The sequence below is a fragment of the Mycobacterium sp. E2989 genome (assembly GCF_001667595.1).
In the GTDB taxonomy this organism is placed as follows: domain Bacteria; phylum Actinomycetota; class Actinomycetes; order Mycobacteriales; family Mycobacteriaceae; genus Mycobacterium.
On the sequence record NZ_LZJX01000020.1, the window covers coordinates 14,761 to 34,186 of the forward strand.

Sequence of the window (19,426 nt, forward strand, 5' to 3'; positions counted from 1 at the left end):
GGGTACCCGTAAGCGCGGATGACCCCGTGTTGTGGTCTGACCCCCCGACCCCGACGGCAATACGGGGCATCCCTGGAACGACCGCCGGTCAGCGCGGACGGGCGTACGAAAATGGCCGCCGCTGGAGTGAGGGGATCCAGCGGCGGCCTTTTTGTGTCGGTGTCGGGACAAGCGAAAGCCCCGCTTCCTTCGGGAAGCGGGGCTTTTGCTTTGCCGGTCAGAAGGCGGCTTCGTCGAGCTCCATGATGTCGTTGTCCAGCGTCTCGATCACCTCGCGGGTGCTGGCCAGCAACGGCAGGAAGTTCTTCGCGAAGAACGAGGCCACCGCGACCTTGCCCTCGTAGAAGGACCGCTCTTCGCCGCTGGCGCCGGCATCCAGCGCCTGCACGGCGACGGCCGCCTGGCGCTGCAGCAACCAGCCGATGACCAGGTCGCCGACGCTCATCAGGAAGCGCACCGAGCCCAGACCCACCTTGTAGAGGCTGGTCACGTCCTCCTGCGCGGCCATCAGGTAGCCGGTCAGCGTGGCCGCCATGGCCTGGACGTCGGCCAGGGCCTTGGCCAGCAGCTCGCGCTCGGACTTGAGCCGGCCGTTGCCGGACTCGCTGTCCACGAACTTCTGGATCTCGCCCGACACGTGGGCCAGCGCCACACCCTTGTCGCGGACGATCTTGCGGAAGAAGAAGTCCTGCGCCTGGATGGCCGTGGTGCCCTCGTAGAGGGAGTCGATCTTGGCGTCCCGGATGTACTGCTCGATCGGGTAGTCCTGCAGGAAGCCGGACCCACCGAAGGTCTGCAGGCTCTCGGTGAGCTTGGCGTAGGCCTGCTCGGAGCCGACGCCCTTGACCACCGGCAGCATCAGGTCGTTGACCTTGACGGCGAGCTCGGCGTCCACGCCGTGCACCGCCTGCGCCACCGCCGCGTCCTGGTAGGTCGCGGTGTAGAGGTACAGCGCGCGCAAACCCTCGGCGTAGGCCTTCTGGGTCATCAGCGACCGGCGCACGTCGGGGTGGTGCGTGATGGTCACCCGCGGCGCGGTCTTGTCGGTCATCTGCGTCATGTCGGCGCCCTGCACGCGGGACTTGGCGTACTCCAGCGCGTTCAGGTAGCCGGTCGACAGGGTCGCGATGGCCTTGGTGCCGACCATCATGCGGGCCTGCTCGATGACCTCGAACATCTGCGCGATGCCGTTGTGCACCTCGCCGACCAGCCAGCCCTTGGCGGGCACGTCGTGCTGGCCGAAGGACAGCTCACACGTGGCCGAAACCTTCAGGCCCATCTTGTGCTCGACGTTGGTCACGAAGACGCCGTTGCGCTCGCCCAGCTCGCCGGTCTCGAAGTCGAACAGGAACTTGGGCACGAAGAACAGCGACAGGCCCTTGGTGCCCGGGCCCGCGCCCTCGGGGCGCGCCAGCACCAGGTGGAAGATGTTCTCGAACAGGTCGCCGGAGTCGGCCGAGGTGATGAATCGCTTCACGCCCTCGATGTGCCACGAGCCGTCGTCCTGCTTGATCGCCTTGGTCCGCCCGGCGCCGACGTCGGAACCGGCGTCCGGCTCGGTGAGCACCATGGTGGAGCCCCATCCGCGCTCGGCGCAGATCACGGCCCACTTCTTCTGCTCCTCGGTGCCGAGGTGGTACAGGATGTTGGCGAAGCCGGCGCCGCCGCCGTACATCCACACGGCCGGGTTGGCGCCGAGCAGGTGCTCGTGCAGCGCCCACACCAGCGCGCGGGGCATCGGCATGCCGCCGAGGACCTCGTCGATACCGACCTTGTCCCAGCCGGCCTCGGTAACCGCGCGAACCGACTTCTTGAAGGCCTCCGGCAGCGTCACCGAGTGGGTCTTCGGGTCGAAGACCGGCGGGTTGCGGTCACCCTCCACGAACGACTCGGCGATGGGCCCCTCGGCCAGCCGGCTGATCTCGGTCAACATTTCGCGGGCGGTGTCGACATCCAGATCGCTGTAGTCGCCGGCGCCCAAAGCCTGCTCAACGCCCAAGACCTCGAACAGGTTGAATACCTGGTCACGGACGTTGCTCTTGTAGTGGCTCACTACGGTTTCCTCCTCGTTGAGAATGCCACTCGTGGTTGGGTACTACTTCTAAGTTACCCACCAGTAACACCGATAAAATAACGCTCTCGACAACTTCAACGCAAGTCAATGTGAGCTAAATTTCACTGTCTAAGTAACCAACCGGTTGGGAAGCCCGACCGGAGCCTCTGACCTGCGCCGATAACGAAACGGATCTCAAACTATGGGATGCATCACCACCCTGCCGGTGGTGGATCTGCGCACGTCGGAGGCCCAGCTGCGGCGGGGGTTGCGCGAGGCCGCGCACGAGGTGGGCTTCTTCTACCTGACCGGCCATGCCGTGCCCGACGAGCTGTCGGCCCGCGTGCTGGCGGCGGCCCGCCGGCTGTTCGAGCTGCCCGCGGCCGACAAGGAGGCGGTGGCCATGGTGCGCAGCCCGCACTTTCGTGGCTACACCCGGATGGGCGGCGAGCTGACCCGCGGCCGAGTGGACTGGCGCGAGCAGATCGACATCGGACCCGAGCGCGCCCCGATCGCGGCGCCCGGCAAGCCCGACTACCTGTGGCTGCAGGGGCCCAACCAGTGGCCGGACGCGTTGCCCGAGCTGCCGGGCATCATCGCCGAGTGGGACGCCGCGCTGTCCGCCGTCGCCCGCACCCTGCTTCGGCACTGGGCGGCCTCGCTGGGCAGCCCGGGCGACGTCTTCGACGCCGCCTTCGCCGAAACGCCCGCCACGCTGATCAAGATCGTGCGCTATCCGCGCAGCGCCGCCTCGTCGCAGGGCGTGGGCCCGCACAAGGACTCCGGGGTGCTGACACTGCTGCTGGCCGAGCCGGGCAGCCGCGGCCTGCAGGTGCGCAGGCCCGATACCGGGGAGTGGGTCGACGTGCCGCCCCTGGACGGCGCATTCGTCGTCAACATCGGCGAACTGCTCGAGGTGGCGACCGGCGGCTACCTGCGGGCCACCGAGCACCGGGTGAACCTGGACGGGCAGCCGGCCGACCGCATCTCGGTGCCGTATTTCTTCAACCCGCGGCTGGACGCCCAGATCCCCGTGCTGACGTTGCCGCCCGAGCTGCGGGCACGCGCCCGCCGGGTGACCGATCCCGCCGACCCGATCTTCTCCGTCTACGGCCGCAACGCGTGGAAGAGCCGGTTGCGCGCGCACCCCGATGTGGCTTCGGCGCACGGACATTCGGCGGGTAGGGTCGGGGACGAGAATCCCGTTCTCGGCTCAAGGGGCGAATGAATTCCGGTGAACGCGCACACGAACCTGACACCGTCCACACTTCGCGAGGCCTTCGGCCACTTCCCGTCCGGGGTGGTCGCCATCGCCGCCGAAGTCCAGGGCACCCGGGAAGGCCTGGCGGCCAGCACCTTCGTCCCGGTCTCCCTGGAGCCGCCGCTCGTGTCGTTCTGCGTGCAGAACACGTCGACGACCTGGCCCAAGCTCAAAGACCTGCCAATGCTGGGCATCAGCGTGCTCGGCGAGGCACACGACGCGGCCGCGCGCGCCCTGGCCGCCAAGACCGGCGACAGGTTCGCGGGCCTGGAAACGGAATCCCGGGAGAGCGGCGCGGTGTTCATCAAGGGCACCGGCCTGTGGCTGGAAAGCGCTATCGAACAGTTGATTCCGGCCGGCGATCACACCATCGTGGTGCTTCGGGTCAAGGAAGTGACCATCGACGCCGACGTGGCGCCGATCGTGTTCCACCGCAGCACGTTCCGGCGCCTCGGCGCCTGACCGCGGCTACGGGCGCCGGCTGAGTTCCGCCCGGAAGCCCGCTATCCGTTCCTCGATTTCCGCGGCGTCGTCGTGACGGCCGTCCTTGTGCGCGAGATCGGCGCGGACGGACAGCTCGCGGATGGCGGTTCGAATTTCGTTGACGCTGGTGGTTTCTCGCATATCTCCCACGCTGCCTTTCGGAGTTTGGGTTGTTATGCGGGTACCCGGCGCACCGGAAGGGCTAACGCCAGGTCAGCGGCGGAACAGCTTGTTGCCCAGCCACACCACCGGGTCGTACTTGCGGTCGGCGACCCGCTCTTTCATCGGGATCAGCGCGTTGTCGGTGATCTTGATGTTCTCCGGGCAGACCTCGGTGCAGCACTTGGTGATGTTGCAGTAGCCCAGGCCGTGTTCCTCCTGGGCCTGGTTGCGCCGGTCCAGCGTGTCCAGCGGATGCATCTCGAGCTCGGCGATCCGCATCAAGAAGCGCGGGCCGGCGAACGCCTTCTTGTTCTCCTCGTGGTCGCGGACCACGTGGCACACGTTCTGGCACAGGAAGCACTCGATGCACTTGCGGAACTCCTGCGAGCGCTGCACGTCGGCCTGCGCCATCCGGTACTCGCCCGGCTGCAGGTCCTTCGGCGGCGCGAACGCGGGGATCTCGCGCGCCTTCTCGTAGTTGAACGAGACGTCGGTGACCAGGTCGCGGATCACCGGGAAGGTCCGCAGCGGCGTCACCGTCACCACCTCGTCCTCGGCGAACGTGGACATCCGGGTCATGCACAGCAACCGCGGCACCCCGTTGATCTCCGCCGAGCACGAGCCGCACTTGCCCGCCTTGCAGTTCCACCGCACCGCCAGGTCGGGCGTCTGGGTCTGTTGCAGGCGGTGGATGATGTCGAGCACCACCTCGCCTTCGTTGACCTCAACCGTGAAGTCCTGCAGCGCGCCGCTGGCATCGTCACCGCGCCACACACGCATGGTCGCGTTGTAGGTCATTAGCCTCTCCGTCCTGGATGCTCGGCCAGCTCGTCGTCGGTGTAGTACTTCTCCAGCTCGGAGATCTCGAAGAGCTCCAGCAGATCCGGTCGCATCGGCACCTGGTCCTTGCGGGTGATGCTGATGTCGGGAATCACCTCGTCGCCCCCGGCGGCCTGGCACACCAGCAGCACCTTGCGCCAGCCCGAGTCCATCGCGGGGTGGTCGTCGCGCGTGTGCCCGCCGCGGCTTTCGGTGCGCTCCAGCGCGGCCTTGGCGACGCACTCGCTGACCAGCAGCATGTTGCGCAGATCGATGGCCAGGTTCCAGCCGGGGTTGTACTGGCGGCCGCCGTCGACGTGCATGTTCTTGAACCGCTCGCGAAGCTTGTCGAGCCGCGCGAGGGCCTCGGAGACCTCGTCGGCCTTGCGGATGATGCCCACCAGGTCGTTCATCGACTGCTGCAGCTCGAGCTGCAGCGTGTAAGGGTTCTCCGCCGGCGCGCCGTCGGCCGGTCCTTCGAAGGGGGACAGCGCCCTCTTCGCCGCGGTCTCGACGGCGTCGGCCGAGATGGTCGGACGGCTGCTCAGCGCCCGCACGTAGTCGGCCGCGCCCAGGCCGGCCCGCCGGCCGAAGACCAACAGGTCCGACAGCGAGTTGCCGCCGAGCCGGTTGGAGCCGTGCATGCCCCCGGAGCACTCGCCCGCGGCGAACAGGCCCGGGACCGTCGCGGCGCCGGTGTCGGCGTCCACCTCGACGCCGCCCATCACGTAGTGACAGGTGGGACCGACTTCCATCGGCTCCTTGGTGATGTCGACCCCGGCCAGCTCCTTGAACTGGTGGTACATCGACGGCAGCCGCCGCTTGATCTCTTCGGGCGTCAGCCGGGACGCGATGTCGAGGTACACCCCGCCGTGCGGGGTGCCCCGGCCGGCCTTGACCTCCGAGTTGATCGCGCGCGCGACCTCGTCGCGCGGCAGCAGGTCCGGGGTGCGACGGGCCGAGTCGTTGTCCTTGAGCCACTGGTCGGCCTCTTGCGCGGTTTCGGCGTACTGGCCCTTGAACACCGGCGGGATGTAGTCGAACATGAAGCGCTTGTCGTCGGAGTTCTTCAGCACCCCGCCGTCGCCGCGAACGCCCTCGGTGACGAGGATCCCCTTCACACTCGGCGGCCACACCATGCCGGTCGGGTGGAACTGCACGAACTCCATGTTGATCAGCGACGCGCCCGCCCGCAGGGCCAGCGCGTGCCCGTCGCCGGTGTACTCCCAGGAGTTCGAGGTGACCTTGAACGACTTGCCGATGCCGCCGGTGGCCAGCACCACGGCCGGCGCCTCGAACAGGACGAAGTTGCCGCTCTCGCGCCAGTAACCGAACGCCCCGGCGATCGCGTCGCCGTCCTTGATCAGCTCGGTGATGGTGCATTCCGCGAACACCCGGATGCGCGCCTCGTAGTCGCCGAGTTCGGCGTAGTCCTCCTGCTGCAGCGAAACGATCTTCTGCTGCATGGTGCGGATCAGCTCGAGGCCGGTGCGGTCACCGACGTGCGCCAGCCGCGGGTAGGTGTGCCCGCCGAAGTTGCGCTGGCTGATCTTGCCGTCCTTGAGGCGATCGAACAGTGCGCCATAGGTTTCCAGCTCCCAGACGCGGTCCGGGGCCTCCTTGGCGTGCAGCTCGGCCATCCGCCAGTTGTTCAGGAACTTCCCACCACGCATCGTGTCGCCGAAGTGGGTCTTCCAGTTGTCTTTCGGGTTGGTGTTGCCCATCGACGCCGCGCAGCCGCCCTCGGCCATGACCGTGTGGGCCTTGCCGAACAGCGACTTGCACACCACCGCGACCTTGAGGCCGCGTTCCCGCGCCTCGATGACCGCACGCAGCCCCGCGCCGCCGGCACCGATGACGACTACGTCGTAGGCATGCCGTTCGACCTCAACCATGGAAACCCTCGCTAGCTACGTCTGATTGTTCTTCGAATCGCTTTTCAGCCAACAAATCTCAGGTCAGGAATCGTGTTGCTGGCCACCAGCGCGATGTAGAAATCGGTGAGCATCAGGGTGCCCAGCGTGATCCAGGCGTACATCTTGTGCCGGGTGTTGATGTTGCTGACCTGGGTCCAGATCCAGTACCGCACAGGGTGCTTGGAGAAGTGCTTGAGCCGCCCGCCCGTCACGTGCCGGCAGGAATGGCACGACAGCGTGTAGATCCACAGCATGATGACGTTGCCCACCATGATCAGGTTGCCCAACCCGAACCCGAAGCCGTGCGGGCCGGAGTCGGAGTGGAAACCGATGATCGCGTCGTAGGTGTTGATCACCGAGATGATGCCGGCGATGTAGAAGAAGTACCGGTGGCTGTTCTGGATGATCAGCGGGAACCGGGTCTCGCCGGTGTAGTGGACCCGTGGTTCGGCGACGGCGCAGGCGCTGGGCGACTGCCACACCGTGCGGTAGTAGGCGCCGCGGTAGTAGTAGCAGGTGAGCCGGAACAGCAGCAGGAACGGCAGCGTCAGCGCCGCGTACGGCAACCACCACACGTCGGGCAGGATCTGGGGCCAGAAGTCGCCGGCCTCGCCGCAGGCCTTGCTCACGCAGGGCGAGTAGAAGGGCGTGAGGTAGTGGTACTTAGGAACGAAGAAGTAATCCTGCTGGAACGCGCGCGCGGTCGCGTAGATCAGGAACGCGGCGAAGCCCAAATCGATCCGCAGCGGCGACATCCACCACCGGTCGGTGCGTAGGGTCCGTTGCGGGATGCGGGCGCGCGTGGGTGAAAAGACACCTGACGCAGGACGGTTCGCCGTGGGTGCGCTCATCTAGTGTTCCTCTTCGAACGGGCTGTTGGTCGAAGGGTACACAGAGAGGACCCCCTCATTTCCGGGGGGCTTGGGTTATTCGAGGTTGTCAGGACCGGTTGTGACCCCCGACACCCTCGTCGTCGACATCGCGCCAGAATTCGCTGTCGTACTGGGTGTCGGGAATGACGATCTTCTCGCCGGACTGCTGCACGGTGGCGCGCGCCAGGTCCAACTCCGCTATGTCGGTGTCGAGCATTTCGACGTCGGAGATGATCCGGTCGGCGTCGATGACGATGCGCCGCATCGCCGGGCTGTCGCCGTACCGACTCTTCAGGGAGCCCACGCACCGCCGCAGGCCGCCGATGAGGTCGTGAAGTTCGGCGAGTTCAGTCGCGGTGCTCAACGGATCTCCTACTTAGTTTTCAGGGGCAGACGGTGTTGCGGATCACAGTACGCCCCCGATAGTAGCCACCGCGGCGGCCTAATGTCGGACGCATGACAGGCCACACCGCCGCCGACCGCGCCGCCGCGCTACTCGCCCTGCACCGCCCGGGCGACCCGGTGATCCTGCCGACGGTGTGGGACGCCTGGTCGGCCCGCCTCGCCACCGGCGCCGGGTTCGCCGCGCTCACCGTGGGCAGCCACCCGCTGGCCGATTCCATCGGCAAGCCGGACGGCGAGGGCATGTCGTTCGACGACGTGCTGGCCCGGGTCGCCCAGATCACCGCCGCGGTCGACGTTCCGGTGTCGGTGGACATCGAATCCGGGTACGGGCTCGCGGCCGAGCGGCTGATCGAGGGATTGTTGAGCGTGGGCGCGGTGGGGCTCAACGTCGAGGACACCGTCCACTCGGAGGGGAAGCGCCTGCGATCCGCCGGCGAGCACGCCGAATTGGTCGGTGCGCTGCGGTCGGCCGCCGACGCGGCCGGGGTGCATGTCGTGATCAACGCACGGACCGATCTGTTCCTGCGCCAGGACGGCGACCCGGCGGATCGCATCGAGCGCGCGGTGGACCGGTTGGCGCTGGCGGCGGCCGCGGGGGCCGACGTGCTGTACCCGGTGGGCCGCCACGACCCGGAGACGTTGCGGCGCTTGGCCGCAGAGCTGCCGCTTCCGGTCAACGCGATTGCGCTGCCCGACCAGGACGACCCGGCGTCGTTCGGGCCGCTGGGTGTCGCCAGGATCAGCTTCGGCCCGTTCTTGCAGGCGGCGCTGGCCACCCGGGCCAACGAGCTCCTGGCCCGCTGGGCCTAGACCTGCGGAAACCTTTGTGGGACAGGCGAATCCGGCGGGGTTGGTGACCCCGCCGGTTCGTGCCCACCTATTACTTGGTCTATTACTTGGTGATCGCGATGCGCTGCGGCTGGTTTCCGGCGTACGCGCCGGTGACCCGCACGGTCAGCACCCCGGCGTCGTAGGAGGCCGTGATGGCTTCCCCGGTGATGTGGGCGGGCAGGGCGAACGATCGGCGGAATGATCCGTACCGGACCTCACGCAGGGTGCGTCCGTCCTTCTCGTCGGCGTGCTCGTCCCGGCGTTCGCCGCGGATGACGAGTCGGCCGCGGTCGACCTCGACGTTGACGTCCTTATCGACGTCAACACCCGGCAGTTCGACGCGTACGACCGCGTCCTCGCCGTCCTTGACGACCTCCGCGGCGGGATTGAATCCGCTGGTCACCGGCTTGTTCCAGTCCGATGCGGCGGCGGGGCCGAAGAAGTCGCGCAGCCACCGGTCGGTGTCCCAGGCCGGTCGCGACCACAGTGCGAGGTTACTCATGGGGATCTCCTTGTACTTCCTTGAGCTTTGTTGTGGATCTGCTGTGTCCGGCGCCCTTCCGGCCGGCTATAGGTTCAAACATGAGTCGACCACGCTAAAGTTCCACCTAGGCGTTCGCCGTGGGCGAACGAATATTCACAGGGCTCCCTGTGAGTTGTGAGATCCTCGTCATAGGACCGTCACATTGGGCGAAATCGCGGTAATTTCCGGCCGCTAACCTCAAACCCATGGCTGCAGACGGGATTTCGCGTGCGCACTGTGCGGGCCGTCACATCGTCGTAGTCGGGCACGGCATGGTGGGGCACCGGTTTGTCGAGGCGCTCAGGGCGCGCGACACCGAGGGATCTTGGCGCATCACGGTTTTCGCCGAGGAGGCCGACGCGGCTTACGACCGGGTGGGGCTGACCTCGTACACCGAGAGCTGGGATCGCAAGCTGTTGGCGCTGCCGGGCAACGACTACGCGGGTGACGAGCGGGTGCGGTTGGTCTTGAACACCCGCGTCACCGAGATCGACCGGGAAGCGAAGTCGGTGCTGACGGCCGACGGGCAGCGGCACGGTTACGACGCGCTGGTGCTGGCCACCGGTTCCTACGCGTTCGTTCCGCCGGTGCCCGGCCACGAGCTGGCCGCGTGCCACGTCTATCGCACCCTCGACGACCTCGACGCCATCCGGGCCGACGCCCAGCGCACCGTGGGGGCCGGCCGCACCCCGGCGGGCGTGGTCATCGGCGGTGGTCTGCTGGGGCTGGAAGCCGCTAACGCATTGCGCCAGTTCGGTTTACGGACGCACGTCGTCGAGATGATGCCGCGGCTGATGGCCCAACAGATCGACGAGGGTGGCGGCGCGCTGCTGGCCAAGATGATCGGCGACCTGGGCATCGAGGTGCACGTGGGCACGGGCACCGAGTCGATCGAGGCGATCGACCACTCGGACGGGGTGTCGTCGGTGCGGGTGCGGCTGAGCGACGGCGAGGTCGTCGACGCCGGGCTGGTCATCTTCGCGGCCGGCATCCGCCCGCGCGACGAGCTGGCCCGTCAGGCCGGCCTGGCGCTCGCCGAGCGCGGCGGTGTGCTCACCGACTTAGCTTGCCGCACAAGCGATCCCGACATCTATGCGATCGGTGAGGTCGCCGCGATCGGTGGCCGGTGCTACGGCCTGGTGGGGCCCGGTTACACCTCTGCCGAGGTGGTGGCCGACCGGTTGTTGGACGGCGCCGCGGAATTCGGCGAGGCGGACCTGTCGACCAAGCTGAAGTTGCTCGGTGTCGACGTCGCCAGCTTCGGCGACGCGATGGGGGTGACCGAGAACTGCCTCGAGGTCGCCATCAACGACGCGGTCAAGCGAACCTACGCCAAGCTGGTGCTCTCCGACGACGCCAAGACCCTGCTGGGTGGCGTCCTGGTGGGCGATGCCTCGTCGTACGGGGTGTTGCGGCCGATGGTCGGCAGCGAGCTGCCGGGGGATCCGCTCGCGCTGATCGCCCCCGTTTCCGGCGACGCGCCGGCGCTGGGAGTCGGGGCGCTGCCCGACAACGCGCAGATCTGTTCGTGCAACAACGTGACCAAGGGCGACCTGAAGTGCGCGATCGCCGACGGCTGCGCCGACGTCCCGTCGCTGAAGTCGTGCACGGCGGCCGGCACGTCGTGCGGTTCGTGCGTGCCCCTGCTCAAGCAGCTGCTGGAGGCCGAGGGCGTCGAACAGTCCAAGGCGCTGTGCGAGCACTTCAACCAGTCGCGCGCGGAGCTGTTCGAGATCATCTCGGCCACCGAGATCCGCACCTTCTCCGGCCTGCTGGAGCGCTTCGGCCGCGGAAAGGGTTGCGACATCTGCAAACCCGTGGTCGCCTCCATCCTGGCCTCCACCGGCTCGGAGCACATTCTCTCCGGCGAGCAGGCCTCGCTGCAGGACTCCAACGACCACTTCCTGGCCAACATCCAGAAGAACGGCAGCTACTCCGTGGTGCCGCGGGTCCCCGGTGGTGACATCAAGCCGGAGCACCTGATCCTGATCGGGCAGATCGCCCAGGACTTCGGCCTCTACACCAAGATCACCGGCGGCCAGCGCATCGACATGTTCGGCGCCCGGGTGGACCAGCTGCCGGAGATCTGGCGTCGGCTGGTCGACGGCGGCATGGAATCCGGCCACGCCTACGGCAAGGCGCTGCGCACGGTCAAGAGCTGCGTCGGCACCGACTGGTGCCGCTACGGTCAGCAGGATTCGGTGCAGCTGGCCATCGACCTGGAGCTGCGCTACCGGGGCCTGCGGGCGCCGCACAAGATCAAGATGGGCGTTTCGGGTTGCGCCCGGGAGTGTGCGGAGGCGCGGTCCAAGGACGTCGGCGTCATCGCCACCGAAAAGGGTTGGAACCTCTACGTCGGCGGCAACGGCGGCATGACGCCCAAGCACGCGCAGCTGTTGGCCAGCGACCTGGACACCGAGACGCTGGTGCGCTACGTCGACCGGTTCGTCATGTACTACATCCGCACCGCGGACCGGCTGCAGCGCACGGCGCCGTGGGTCGACTCGCTTGAGGGCGGCCTCGACCACGTGCGGGAGGTCGTGTGCGAGGACTCGCTGGGGCTGGCCGCGGAATTCGAGGCCGCCATGGAGCGGCACGTGCAGAACTACAAGTGTGAATGGAAGGGCGTGCTCGACGACCCGGACAAGCTGTCGCGGTTCGTCTCGTTCGTCAACGCCCCGGACGAAGTCGATTCCACCGTGGAATTCACCGAACACGCGGGGCGCAAAATCCCTGTGTCCATTGGCATGCCGAAGATCCGTACGGGAGCTGGAGATCAATCATGACACTTCTCAACGACATTGCGGTGTGGACGACGGCCTGCGAGTACGACCGTCTCATCCCGGGCCGGGGCGTCGGCGTGCTGCTCGACGACGGCTCCCAGGCGGCGTTGTTCCGGCTGGACGACGGCTCGGTGTGCGCGGTGGGCAACGTCGACCCGTTCTCCGGCGCGGCGGTGCTGTCGCGCGGGATCGTGGGAGACCGCAGGGGCCGGGTGGCGGTGCAATCGCCGATCCTCAAGCAGGCCTTCTCGTTGGAAGACGGTTCCTGCCTGGACGATCCGAACTTCTCGGTGCCGGTGTACCCGGCGCGCATCACCGCCGACGGATTCGTTCAGGTCGGCCGCTTCGCCGCCTAGCGGGTGATGTCGCCGACGAGGTAGCGCTGCATCGTCGGGCCGATGGCGTCGACGATCGCGTCGACGGACATCGAATGCAGCGGCTCGGAGCGGATGCCGTAGCGCATGATGCCGAGGCCGACCAGTTGCGAGGCGCACAGCGACGCCCGGGTGGCGGCCTTGTCGGCGCCGAGCACCTTGAGCAGCGGGCCGAAAACCGGTCCGATGAACATGGATTGCACGGTTTCGGCGGTCTTGGCCATCCCGGTGGAAGCGATCGCGCTCGCGGCGAAGGGGCCGCCGCCCGCGGCGTCCCAGGTGGTGATCAGCATGCGCAGCGTCTGCCGGCCCACCTGGTTGGCCCCGCCGGTGACGATCCGGTCGATGAATTCCGGTGTGCCGAACGGCAACCGCAGCATCTTGGCGACCGGGTCAAGGAGCCCACGCGACGGCTCTTCGCGACGGGGCATGCTGCCAGGATCGTCGGAATCCGACCAAAGATCAAGCGCCGCCGGTCGTCGGCGCGCCTTTGCGTCAACGCAGTCAGGCCGCCGAATTCGGCCGCAAGGCCCGGCCGTGGACCAAGCGCTGCGCGCTCGATCGGCGCGACGCGTGCCGCGCGGTGGGGGCCAGGACCGGCGGCATAGCCCGGCGGAAACGATTGGCGATCAGCCGCGCCAGGCCGGGATGGGTGCCCAGCGGACGGCTGACCAGATCGGCGCCGCAGGCGTGCAGCCGCTCCTGGAACAGGCCGTCGGCCAGCAGGTAGGAGGCCACCACCACGCGCGCGTCGCCGCGCGCCCGGCGCCTGGCCTGGTCCACCGCCTCGGGCAGCCGCGGGCCGCCGGTGGCGGCGAAAGCGAGGCTCACCCGTGACCCGGTGAGCGCGGACACCAGCGTCGCGGTGGTGTGCAGATCGGCGCGCGCGTGGGGGTCCGACGTGCCCGCCGCGGCGAGGATCACCGAATCACCCGGTCGCCAACCGCATTTGACCAACTGGTCGCCGACGATCCGGGCGATCTGACCGCTCGGGCCGAGGGCCGGCGTGACGATGACCTCGGGGTGCCCGCTCTGCTCGACGTGGGCCGGCAGGTCGGCGCGGACGTGGTAGCCGCGCGACAGAAACGCCGGCAGCACGATGGCGGGCCGGCCCGTCGCCCGCACCCGGGACAGCACCTCGCCGGGCGTGGGGCCCAACACGTCGACGAACGCGACTTCTACCGGTCGGCTGGTCAACGAACTCGCTTGCGCGGCAAGCTCTTCGAGTTGTCGCACACCCTCGGGCCGGCGGGTGCCGTGCGCGACCAGGATCAGCGCCATGCCGCGTCCACCCGTTGTTCGGTGGCCAGCCGGTAGCCCCGCTTGACCACGGTTGCGACGATGTTCTTGTCGCCCAATGCCGTTCGCAACCGCAGCACGGCCGTGTCGACGGCGTGCGGGTCGTTGCTGTTGCCGGGCAGCGCCCGCAGCAGGTCACCACGCGCCACGACGTCGCCCGGGCGTTTCGCCAACTCGCGCAATATCCCCATGCCGGACGGCGAGAGCACCTTGATCGAGCCGTCCACCAGCACGCACGTGCCTCGGATGTCGACCGTGTGACCGGCCGCCCGCACGGTGGACGAACCGAGCAGCGGCAGCTCCTCGGCGACGTGACGGGCCAAGGCGCCCAACCGCATTCGTTCGGGCGATGAGGTCGGCACACCCTTCCGGATCAGCGGCTTGGACGTCACGGGGCCGACGCACATCGCGTGCACGTCGCTGCGCAGCGCCCCCAGCAGCTGGTCTTCGACGTCGAGCTCACGGCTGCGCTCCAGCACCGCCGCGGCCGCGGGCGCCGAGGTGAAGGTGACGGCGTCGAACTGCCGCCCCGCGATCCCCATCACGAGCTGATCGAACGTGCCGCCCAACGGCGTTGGCTTCCACCGATACACCCGGACGGGCACCACTTCGGCGCCGGCCAGGCGCAATCCGCCCAGGAATTCGGGGAAGGGGTCCCACGCGTCGGCGGCGCCGTGCAGCTGGACGGCCACCCGCTGCCCGGCCACGCCCGAGCGGAGCAGGTATTCCAGCACCTCCTGCGAGGACTCCGATTCCGGCGACCACTCCTCGTGCAGGCCGGCGGCGCGCAGCGCGCCGGTCGCCTTGGGGCCGCGCGAGACTATCCGGGCGGACGACAGGGCGTTGAGCAGCGGGCTGACCAGCCCCCACCCCTCGGCCGCGGCGAGCCAGCCGCGAAACCCGATGCCGGTGTGCGCGACCAGGATGTCGGGGGGCTCGGCGATCAACGCCTCGGTGTTACGGTGCAGTTCGTCGTCGTCGGGCAGCGCGATCATGTTGATCGCGGGCGCGCTGCACACCTCGGCACCCTGGCGGCTGAGCAGCGCGCACAGCTCCTCGGAGCGCCGACTCGAGGTCACCGCGATGCGGTAACCGGTCAGCGGCGGGGAGTCGGGCTGGCCCATATTTCCTGTGTATGCCTGTCAGATTTCGGTCTCGTTACCTGGCAATTGCTTGCGCATTGCCCACCGTGAGGCCACGCTCACACCCGGGCCAGCGCGGCGGCCGTGTCACCGTGAGCCACGGCGGGCAGCCGCGGGCGCCGCACGTACACCGCCCAGGTGACGATCGCGGAGACGACATAGGAGGCCAGGAACGCCCAGTACGCCGACGTCCCGGTCCCGGTGGCCAGGTAGGACTGGCGCAGCGCGAGGTTGATGCCCACGCCGCCGAGGGCGCCGACCGCGGAGCAGACACCGATCAACGACCCGGATCTCGCGCGCGCCCAGTGCCGCCGCTGCGCCTCGCTCATCTCCAGGGCGCGGCTGCGCACCTCGTAGACCGAGGGGATCAGCTTGAACACCGAACCGTTGCCCATCCCGGACAGGATGAACAGCACCATGAAGCCGGCGACGTAACCGGCCACGCTGGTCGAGTGCGCCGCGCGATCGTCGAAAGTGCTGATGCAGACCAGTAATCCGGCGCCCAGGGTCATGCCGGCGAGCACGGCGAGCGTGACCCGGCTGCCGCCCTTGCGGTCGGCCAGCCGGCCACCGTAGATCCGGGCCAGTGAGCCCAGCAGTGGGCCGAGGAAGGCCACCTGCGCGGCGTGCAGGGCGGCATGCCTGGCGCTTTCGCCGTGGGCGAGGAAGTTGACCTGCATCACCTGACCGAAGGCGAAGGAAAACCCGATCCAGGAGCCGAACGTGCAGATGTAGAGCAGGGAGATGACGTAGGTGTCGCGCTCGAACAGGATCGAGCGCATCGTGTTCAGCTCGGTGCCGTGGCCGACGTTGTCCATGAACAGCGCGGCCGCGACGCCCACCACGGCGAGCGCCAGCAGATACACCGCACACACCCAGTACGGCGCCTCGTGCCCGGCCGTGGCGAGCACCAACAACGCGACCAGTTGGATCACCGCCACCCCGAGGTTGCCCACGCCGGCGTTGACGGCCAGCGCCGAGCCCTTGAGCCGCTGCGGGTAGAAGACGTTCACGTTGGCGAGCGAGGCCGCGTAGTTGCCGCCGCCCAGGCCGGTCAGCGCGGCGCAGACCACGAAGGGCCACAGCGGCAGCCCGGGATTGGCCAACAACACGACGGTGCCCGCCGTCGGGATCAACAGCACGAAGGCCGAGAAGACGGTCCAGTTGCGGCCGCCGAAGGCGGCGATGCCCAGGGTGTAGGGGATCCGGGCCAGGCCACCGACCAGCGTGGCGACTGCGCCCAGCAGCAGCTTGTCGCCGGCGGAGAAACCGTAGACGTGCGCCGGCATGAACAGCGCCATGACCGGCCACAGCGTCCAGACCGAAAAGGCGACGTGGTCGCCGGCGATGGTGCACAGCAGGTTGCGGCGGGCGATCTTCTTGTCACCGGCCTCCCAAGCCCCCGTGTCCTCCGGATTCCAGTCCGCGATGCTGTGATTGCGGGCCATCCGATAGTCACCTTTCGTCGACCGCGCTGAGGTGCATGAATTCGACTGCGCGCGTTAGGAACTGGTCTGCATGCGGGCGCGCCGAACGAAGAGGCATGCCCCGCGGTGTATTTCGATGCTCACATTCGGACCGGGGACGGGTCAACTCAAACGGGCGTAAATCGGCTGTTAGTTGATTACCAGTTATCTGGTAAGTCCCTGTAGACCGAACATGGTGAAATCACGTCCCGATCAACGTGATTCGACCCCGGATCCGCAACTGCGTGTGAGCTGGACTACATGCCCTCGGGCGAGGCCTACGAGAACGGCCAGTCCGCGGCGCCGGAGTGCGCATGGGCGCCCACCAAAATCCTCGGGCGGGACCAGTGCAGGCGCACCGACTGCCCGGGACGCACCTGGGCGATTTTGTCGATGTCCTCGTCGATCACCACACCCACCACTGGGTAGCCGCCGGTGACGGGGTGGTCGGGTCCCAGGATGACCGGTAAGCCGTTGGGCGGCACCTGAATTGCGCCGCGGGTGGCACCCTCGCTGGGCAGCTGCCGGTCCGGGTAGCAGTACTGCAGCGGGCGGCCGACCAGTCGCATCCCCACCCGGTCGCTGCGATCGGACGCCACCCAATCGTTGTGCACCAACAGATCGGGGTCGACGAACCAATCGTCACGCGGGCCGGGCACCACCGCCAGCTCGACCACGCTGCCGGTGATCGCGGCCACCGGGGCCTGGTCCAGTTCGGGGTAGTCCGGGGTGTGCTCCCCGACGGGGAGCCGATCTCCGGCCCGCAGCGGCGCCGGGCCGATGGCGGACATCACGTCGTAGCTGCGCGAGCCCAGCACCGGCTGCACGCCGATACCGCCCCGCACCGCCAGGTAGGTTCGCAGCCCGGCGCGGGGCGTGCCCAGGGTGATCACCTGGCCGTCGCGGACATGCTGAATGCTGTTGGTGCCGAACTTGATTCCGTCGACAGTCGGGTCGGTGTCGGCCCCGGTGACCGCGACGTCGATGCCCCCGCCGCGGACCCGGGCCGCGAAACCGCCGAAGGTCACCTCGACGGTGGCGCGGTCGGTGGGGTTGGCCACCAGCCGGTTGGCCAGTTGATGGGCGCGGCGGTCGGCGGCCCCGGACCGGCTCACGCCGAGGTGTGCGAGCCCGGGCCGGCCCAGGTCCTGGACGAGGGCGAGCGGTCCGGTGCGAAGGATCTCGAGGGTTATCACGGCGATCTCCTTGCTCAGACGGCCCGGAATTGAACCCACATGCCCTGCGTCAGCAGCGCGGGGTCGGGCCGCTCGATGTCCCACAGGACGGCGTCGGTGCGGCCGATCAGTTGCCAGCCGCCGGGCGACCTACGCGGGTAGACCGCGCTGAATTCGCCGGCGAGTCCCACCGAGCCGGCGGGCACCGCGGTGCGCGGCTCCGAACGGCGCGGCACCCGCAGGCGCGCGTCACCGTCGACCAGATACGCGAAACCCGGGGCGAACCCGCTGAATCCGACCCGCCACAACGAACCGGTGTGGGCGTCGATCACCTGCGCGGTGGTCAGCCCGGTGACCTCGGCGACCTCGGCGAGATCCGGGCCGTCGTAGACCACGTCGATGACGACGTCGGCGCGCCGATCCGGCTGGGGGGCGTCCCCCGCGGTCACCCGCATCTTGCGCAGCCGCTGACGGATCACGCCTTGGCGCCGCGGGGAGTCCAGTTTCACCAGAACCGTCCGGGCGGCCGGGACGATGTCGACGACGCCCGGCAACGCCGCCTCGCGCAACTGCGCCGCCCACGCCAACACCTCGGCGGTGCTGCCGCATTGCAGCAGCAGCGCGCTGTCGCCGAAGTCCAGAACCGTGTTGCCGACCAGTTCCGTCGGCAGTCCCTTGGACACGTTGTCGGTAAGGTCGGTCACGCTCATACTCGACGGTAACCTCCCCATCGCGGGGCGGGCGAGGGGCGAGCGAGGGATTTTCGAACACTGCCAGAGGTGCCTTAGCAAACGTTCAAACGCCACTGGCGCTCAGGCGATCTAACCGAGGATTTTGTAGATCAGCGGCGGCAGTTGATCGGCGACCAGTTGGTAGCTCAGGGGCGAGGAAAAGGCGATCGCGCCGGCCTGCTCCTTGGTGGTGAAGATGTGCCGGTACTGCGCGGTGGCCTGTGCCGCCGCCACGTCGGGGTCGGCGAGCAACGCCTTCTGGTCGTCCGGGCTCTCGGTCGTCCAGATGATCACATCGGCGGAATCGAGCACCGCCTTGACGTGATCGCGCGGGATGACGGCGCGGTGGTCGGTGCCGAAAGGCCTGATGCTGTCGGCGATCACGAGACCCATCTGGTTGAGGAAGTCCGTGCGCCAGCCGGCCATGGTCGCGACGACGGTGCCCTGCCACAGCGTGCCCTCCATCAGCAACGCCTTCTTGCCCGTCCAGACCGGGTGTTCCTTGCCGACCGCGGTGAACTTCTGGTCGACGGCGGCGATCTGCGACTTCATCTGGTCGGCCAAAAATACCGCCTGGCCGATGGTGGTGGCCTGCTCCTTCCAGGGTTCGAAGAAGGCGTCGCCGTCCGACTGCGGCACGGTCGGGGCGATCGCGGACAGCTTCTTGTAGGTGTCGGCGTCCACCCCCGCGTTGACGGCGACGATCAGGTCCGGTTTGAGGCCGGCGATCTGGTCGACCGGGATCCCGTTGTCGAGGTTGAGCACCACCGGCTGCGCGCCGCCGAGCTTGGGCTGAGCCCACGGCCACACCGCGAACGGTTGATCGCCGAACCAGTTGGTCACCGCGATCGGCACCACCCCGACCGCGAGCAGGTCGTCCTGCTCGGTATAGCCGGCGCTGACCACGCGCTTGGGCGGTTCCTTGATGACGGTCTGGCCGAAGAGGTGGTTGATCGTCACGGCTTTGCCACCGGAGGTGTCCGAGGGCGGTTTGCCCGACGAGCACGCGGCCGTCGCGCCGGTGACCCCGGCGACCGCCGCGGCCCCGGCGAGCTGCAAGAATCCCCGTCGATTCCAACCGTGGCGCATCGCGTGAGATTAGCGCGTCACGCGCCCGCGGCGCCCGTCGCC

At 68.2% G+C, this 19,426-nt stretch carries 19 protein-coding genes; 5 read left to right on the top strand and 14 right to left on the bottom strand.

Translation table 11 applies throughout. The features are described 5' to 3' along the window. Positions 1-217: 217 nt before the first annotated feature. Positions 218-2,053: an acyl-CoA dehydrogenase gene (locus A5680_RS05335; protein WP_055402836.1), complete on the bottom strand. Its 1,836-nt coding sequence runs from the start codon at positions 2,051-2,053 to the stop codon at positions 218-220. Between the two features lie 202 nt (positions 2,054-2,255). Here A5680_RS05335 and A5680_RS05340 point away from each other — a divergent pair, with 202 nt between their 5' ends. Both A5680_RS05340 and A5680_RS05345 read left to right on the top strand, forming a co-directional pair. Then, positions 2,256-3,281, top strand: a complete 1,026-nt coding sequence (locus tag A5680_RS05340) for an isopenicillin N synthase family oxygenase (protein WP_067816983.1) — start codon at positions 2,256-2,258, stop codon at positions 3,279-3,281. A 6-nt stretch (positions 3,282-3,287) separates the two neighbouring features. Continuing rightward, entirely contained in the window at positions 3,288-3,776 is a 489-nt protein-coding gene (locus tag A5680_RS05345) for a flavin reductase family protein (protein ID WP_055402840.1), read from the top strand. A 6-nt stretch (positions 3,777-3,782) separates the two neighbouring features. Here the strand turns inward: A5680_RS05345 and A5680_RS25975 are convergent, their stop codons facing one another. From A5680_RS25975 to A5680_RS05365, 5 genes are all read right to left on the bottom strand, one after another. After that, on the bottom strand, positions 3,783-3,938 hold the full coding sequence (locus A5680_RS25975) for a hypothetical protein (RefSeq protein WP_197499730.1): 156 nt from the start codon (positions 3,936-3,938) through the stop codon (positions 3,783-3,785). A gap of 72 nt (positions 3,939-4,010) precedes the next feature. Next, entirely contained in the window at positions 4,011-4,757 is a 747-nt protein-coding gene (locus A5680_RS05350) for a succinate dehydrogenase/fumarate reductase iron-sulfur subunit (RefSeq protein WP_055402842.1), read from the bottom strand. Continuing rightward, a complete protein-coding gene (locus A5680_RS05355; protein ID WP_067816987.1) occupies positions 4,757-6,673 on the bottom strand; it encodes a fumarate reductase/succinate dehydrogenase flavoprotein subunit in 1,917 nt (638 codons plus the stop codon). The genes A5680_RS05350 and A5680_RS05355 overlap by 1 nt, the downstream gene beginning before the upstream one ends. A 44-nt stretch (positions 6,674-6,717) precedes the next feature. Continuing rightward, positions 6,718-7,545, bottom strand: coding sequence for a hypothetical protein (locus A5680_RS05360; RefSeq protein WP_055402846.1), 828 nt, complete (start codon positions 7,543-7,545; stop codon positions 6,718-6,720). An 88-nt stretch (positions 7,546-7,633) separates the two neighbouring features. After that, positions 7,634-7,930 carry a hypothetical protein gene (locus A5680_RS05365; protein WP_055402848.1) on the bottom strand — a complete coding sequence of 99 codons (297 nt, stop codon included), beginning with the start codon at positions 7,928-7,930 and terminating at the stop codon, positions 7,634-7,636. A gap of 92 nt (positions 7,931-8,022) precedes the next feature. On the opposite strand from A5680_RS05365, the gene A5680_RS05370 reads away from it, so the two are divergent. Beyond that, positions 8,023-8,781 (top strand): isocitrate lyase/phosphoenolpyruvate mutase family protein, encoded by a 759-nt coding sequence (locus A5680_RS05370; protein WP_067816990.1) that lies wholly within the window; start codon positions 8,023-8,025, stop codon positions 8,779-8,781. Positions 8,782-8,863: 82 nt separating this feature from the next. Here A5680_RS05370 and A5680_RS05375 read toward each other — a convergent pair whose 3' ends face one another. Beyond that, positions 8,864-9,304: an Hsp20/alpha crystallin family protein gene (locus tag A5680_RS05375; RefSeq protein WP_067816994.1), complete on the bottom strand. Its 441-nt coding sequence runs from the start codon at positions 9,302-9,304 to the stop codon at positions 8,864-8,866. A 227-nt stretch (positions 9,305-9,531) separates the two neighbouring features. Here A5680_RS05375 and nirB point away from each other — a divergent pair, with 227 nt between their 5' ends. Both nirB and nirD read left to right on the top strand, forming a co-directional pair. Then, positions 9,532-12,111 (top strand): nitrite reductase large subunit NirB, encoded by a 2,580-nt coding sequence (gene nirB, locus A5680_RS05380; RefSeq protein WP_082970266.1) that lies wholly within the window; start codon positions 9,532-9,534, stop codon positions 12,109-12,111. Next, a complete protein-coding gene (gene nirD, locus A5680_RS05385) occupies positions 12,108-12,464 on the top strand; it encodes a nitrite reductase small subunit NirD (RefSeq protein ID WP_067816999.1) in 357 nt (118 codons plus the stop codon). The genes nirB and nirD overlap by 4 nt, the downstream gene beginning before the upstream one ends. On the opposite strand, the gene A5680_RS05390 is transcribed toward nirD, so the two are convergent. The 7 genes from A5680_RS05390 to A5680_RS05420 form a co-directional block, all read right to left on the bottom strand. Then, positions 12,461-12,913, bottom strand: a complete 453-nt coding sequence (locus A5680_RS05390) for a hypothetical protein (RefSeq protein WP_055402859.1) — start codon at positions 12,911-12,913, stop codon at positions 12,461-12,463. The two genes, nirD and A5680_RS05390, sit on opposite strands and share 4 nt — an antisense overlap. A 73-nt stretch (positions 12,914-12,986) precedes the next feature. Continuing rightward, on the bottom strand, positions 12,987-13,763 hold the full coding sequence (locus A5680_RS05395) for a sirohydrochlorin chelatase (protein WP_067817002.1): 777 nt from the start codon (positions 13,761-13,763) through the stop codon (positions 12,987-12,989). Further along, the gene (locus A5680_RS05400) at positions 13,754-14,905 is read right to left on the bottom strand and encodes a uroporphyrinogen-III synthase (RefSeq protein WP_067817005.1); all 1,152 of its coding nucleotides are present in this window, start codon (positions 14,903-14,905) and stop codon (positions 13,754-13,756) included. Before A5680_RS05400 ends, A5680_RS05395 begins: the two co-directional genes overlap by 10 nt. A gap of 77 nt (positions 14,906-14,982) precedes the next feature. After that, the gene (locus A5680_RS05405) at positions 14,983-16,371 is read right to left on the bottom strand and encodes an MFS transporter (protein WP_067817008.1); all 1,389 of its coding nucleotides are present in this window, start codon (positions 16,369-16,371) and stop codon (positions 14,983-14,985) included. A gap of 296 nt (positions 16,372-16,667) precedes the next feature. Next, the gene (locus A5680_RS05410; protein WP_067817046.1) at positions 16,668-17,585 is read right to left on the bottom strand and encodes a 5-oxoprolinase/urea amidolyase family protein; all 918 of its coding nucleotides are present in this window, start codon (positions 17,583-17,585) and stop codon (positions 16,668-16,670) included. Between the two features lie 14 nt (positions 17,586-17,599). Further along, on the bottom strand, positions 17,600-18,274 hold the full coding sequence (locus tag A5680_RS05415; RefSeq protein ID WP_067817011.1) for an allophanate hydrolase subunit 1: 675 nt from the start codon (positions 18,272-18,274) through the stop codon (positions 17,600-17,602). 111 nt (positions 18,275-18,385) lie between these two features. Then, positions 18,386-19,384: an ABC transporter substrate-binding protein gene (locus tag A5680_RS05420; RefSeq protein WP_067817014.1), complete on the bottom strand. Its 999-nt coding sequence runs from the start codon at positions 19,382-19,384 to the stop codon at positions 18,386-18,388. Positions 19,385-19,426: the final 42 nt, after the last annotated feature.

Coding starts and splice junctions, on each gene's coding strand:
- A5680_RS05415 (WP_067817011.1), bottom strand. CDS start 18,274: ATGAGCGTGACCGACCTTACCGACAACGTGTCCAAGGGACTGCCGACG.
- A5680_RS05360 (WP_055402846.1), bottom strand. CDS start 7,545: ATGAGCGCACCCACGGCGAACCGTCCTGCGTCAGGTGTCTTTTCACCC.
- nirD (WP_067816999.1), top strand. CDS start 12,108: ATGACACTTCTCAACGACATTGCGGTGTGGACGACGGCCTGCGAGTAC.
- A5680_RS05370 (WP_067816990.1), top strand. CDS start 8,023: ATGACAGGCCACACCGCCGCCGACCGCGCCGCCGCGCTACTCGCCCTG.
- A5680_RS05395 (WP_067817002.1), bottom strand. CDS start 13,763: ATGGCGCTGATCCTGGTCGCGCACGGCACCCGCCGGCCCGAGGGTGTG.
- A5680_RS05355 (WP_067816987.1), bottom strand. CDS start 6,673: ATGGTTGAGGTCGAACGGCATGCCTACGACGTAGTCGTCATCGGTGCC.
- A5680_RS25975 (WP_197499730.1), bottom strand. CDS start 3,938: ATGCGAGAAACCACCAGCGTCAACGAAATTCGAACCGCCATCCGCGAG.
- A5680_RS05390 (WP_055402859.1), bottom strand. CDS start 12,913: ATGCCCCGTCGCGAAGAGCCGTCGCGTGGGCTCCTTGACCCGGTCGCC.
- A5680_RS05375 (WP_067816994.1), bottom strand. CDS start 9,304: ATGAGTAACCTCGCACTGTGGTCGCGACCGGCCTGGGACACCGACCGG.
- nirB (WP_082970266.1), top strand. CDS start 9,532: ATGGCTGCAGACGGGATTTCGCGTGCGCACTGTGCGGGCCGTCACATC.
- A5680_RS05405 (WP_067817008.1), bottom strand. CDS start 16,371: ATGGCCCGCAATCACAGCATCGCGGACTGGAATCCGGAGGACACGGGG.
- A5680_RS05400 (WP_067817005.1), bottom strand. CDS start 14,905: ATGGGCCAGCCCGACTCCCCGCCGCTGACCGGTTACCGCATCGCGGTG.
- A5680_RS05340 (WP_067816983.1), top strand. CDS start 2,256: ATGGGATGCATCACCACCCTGCCGGTGGTGGATCTGCGCACGTCGGAG.
- A5680_RS05350 (WP_055402842.1), bottom strand. CDS start 4,757: ATGACCTACAACGCGACCATGCGTGTGTGGCGCGGTGACGATGCCAGC.
- A5680_RS05420 (WP_067817014.1), bottom strand. CDS start 19,384: ATGCGCCACGGTTGGAATCGACGGGGATTCTTGCAGCTCGCCGGGGCC.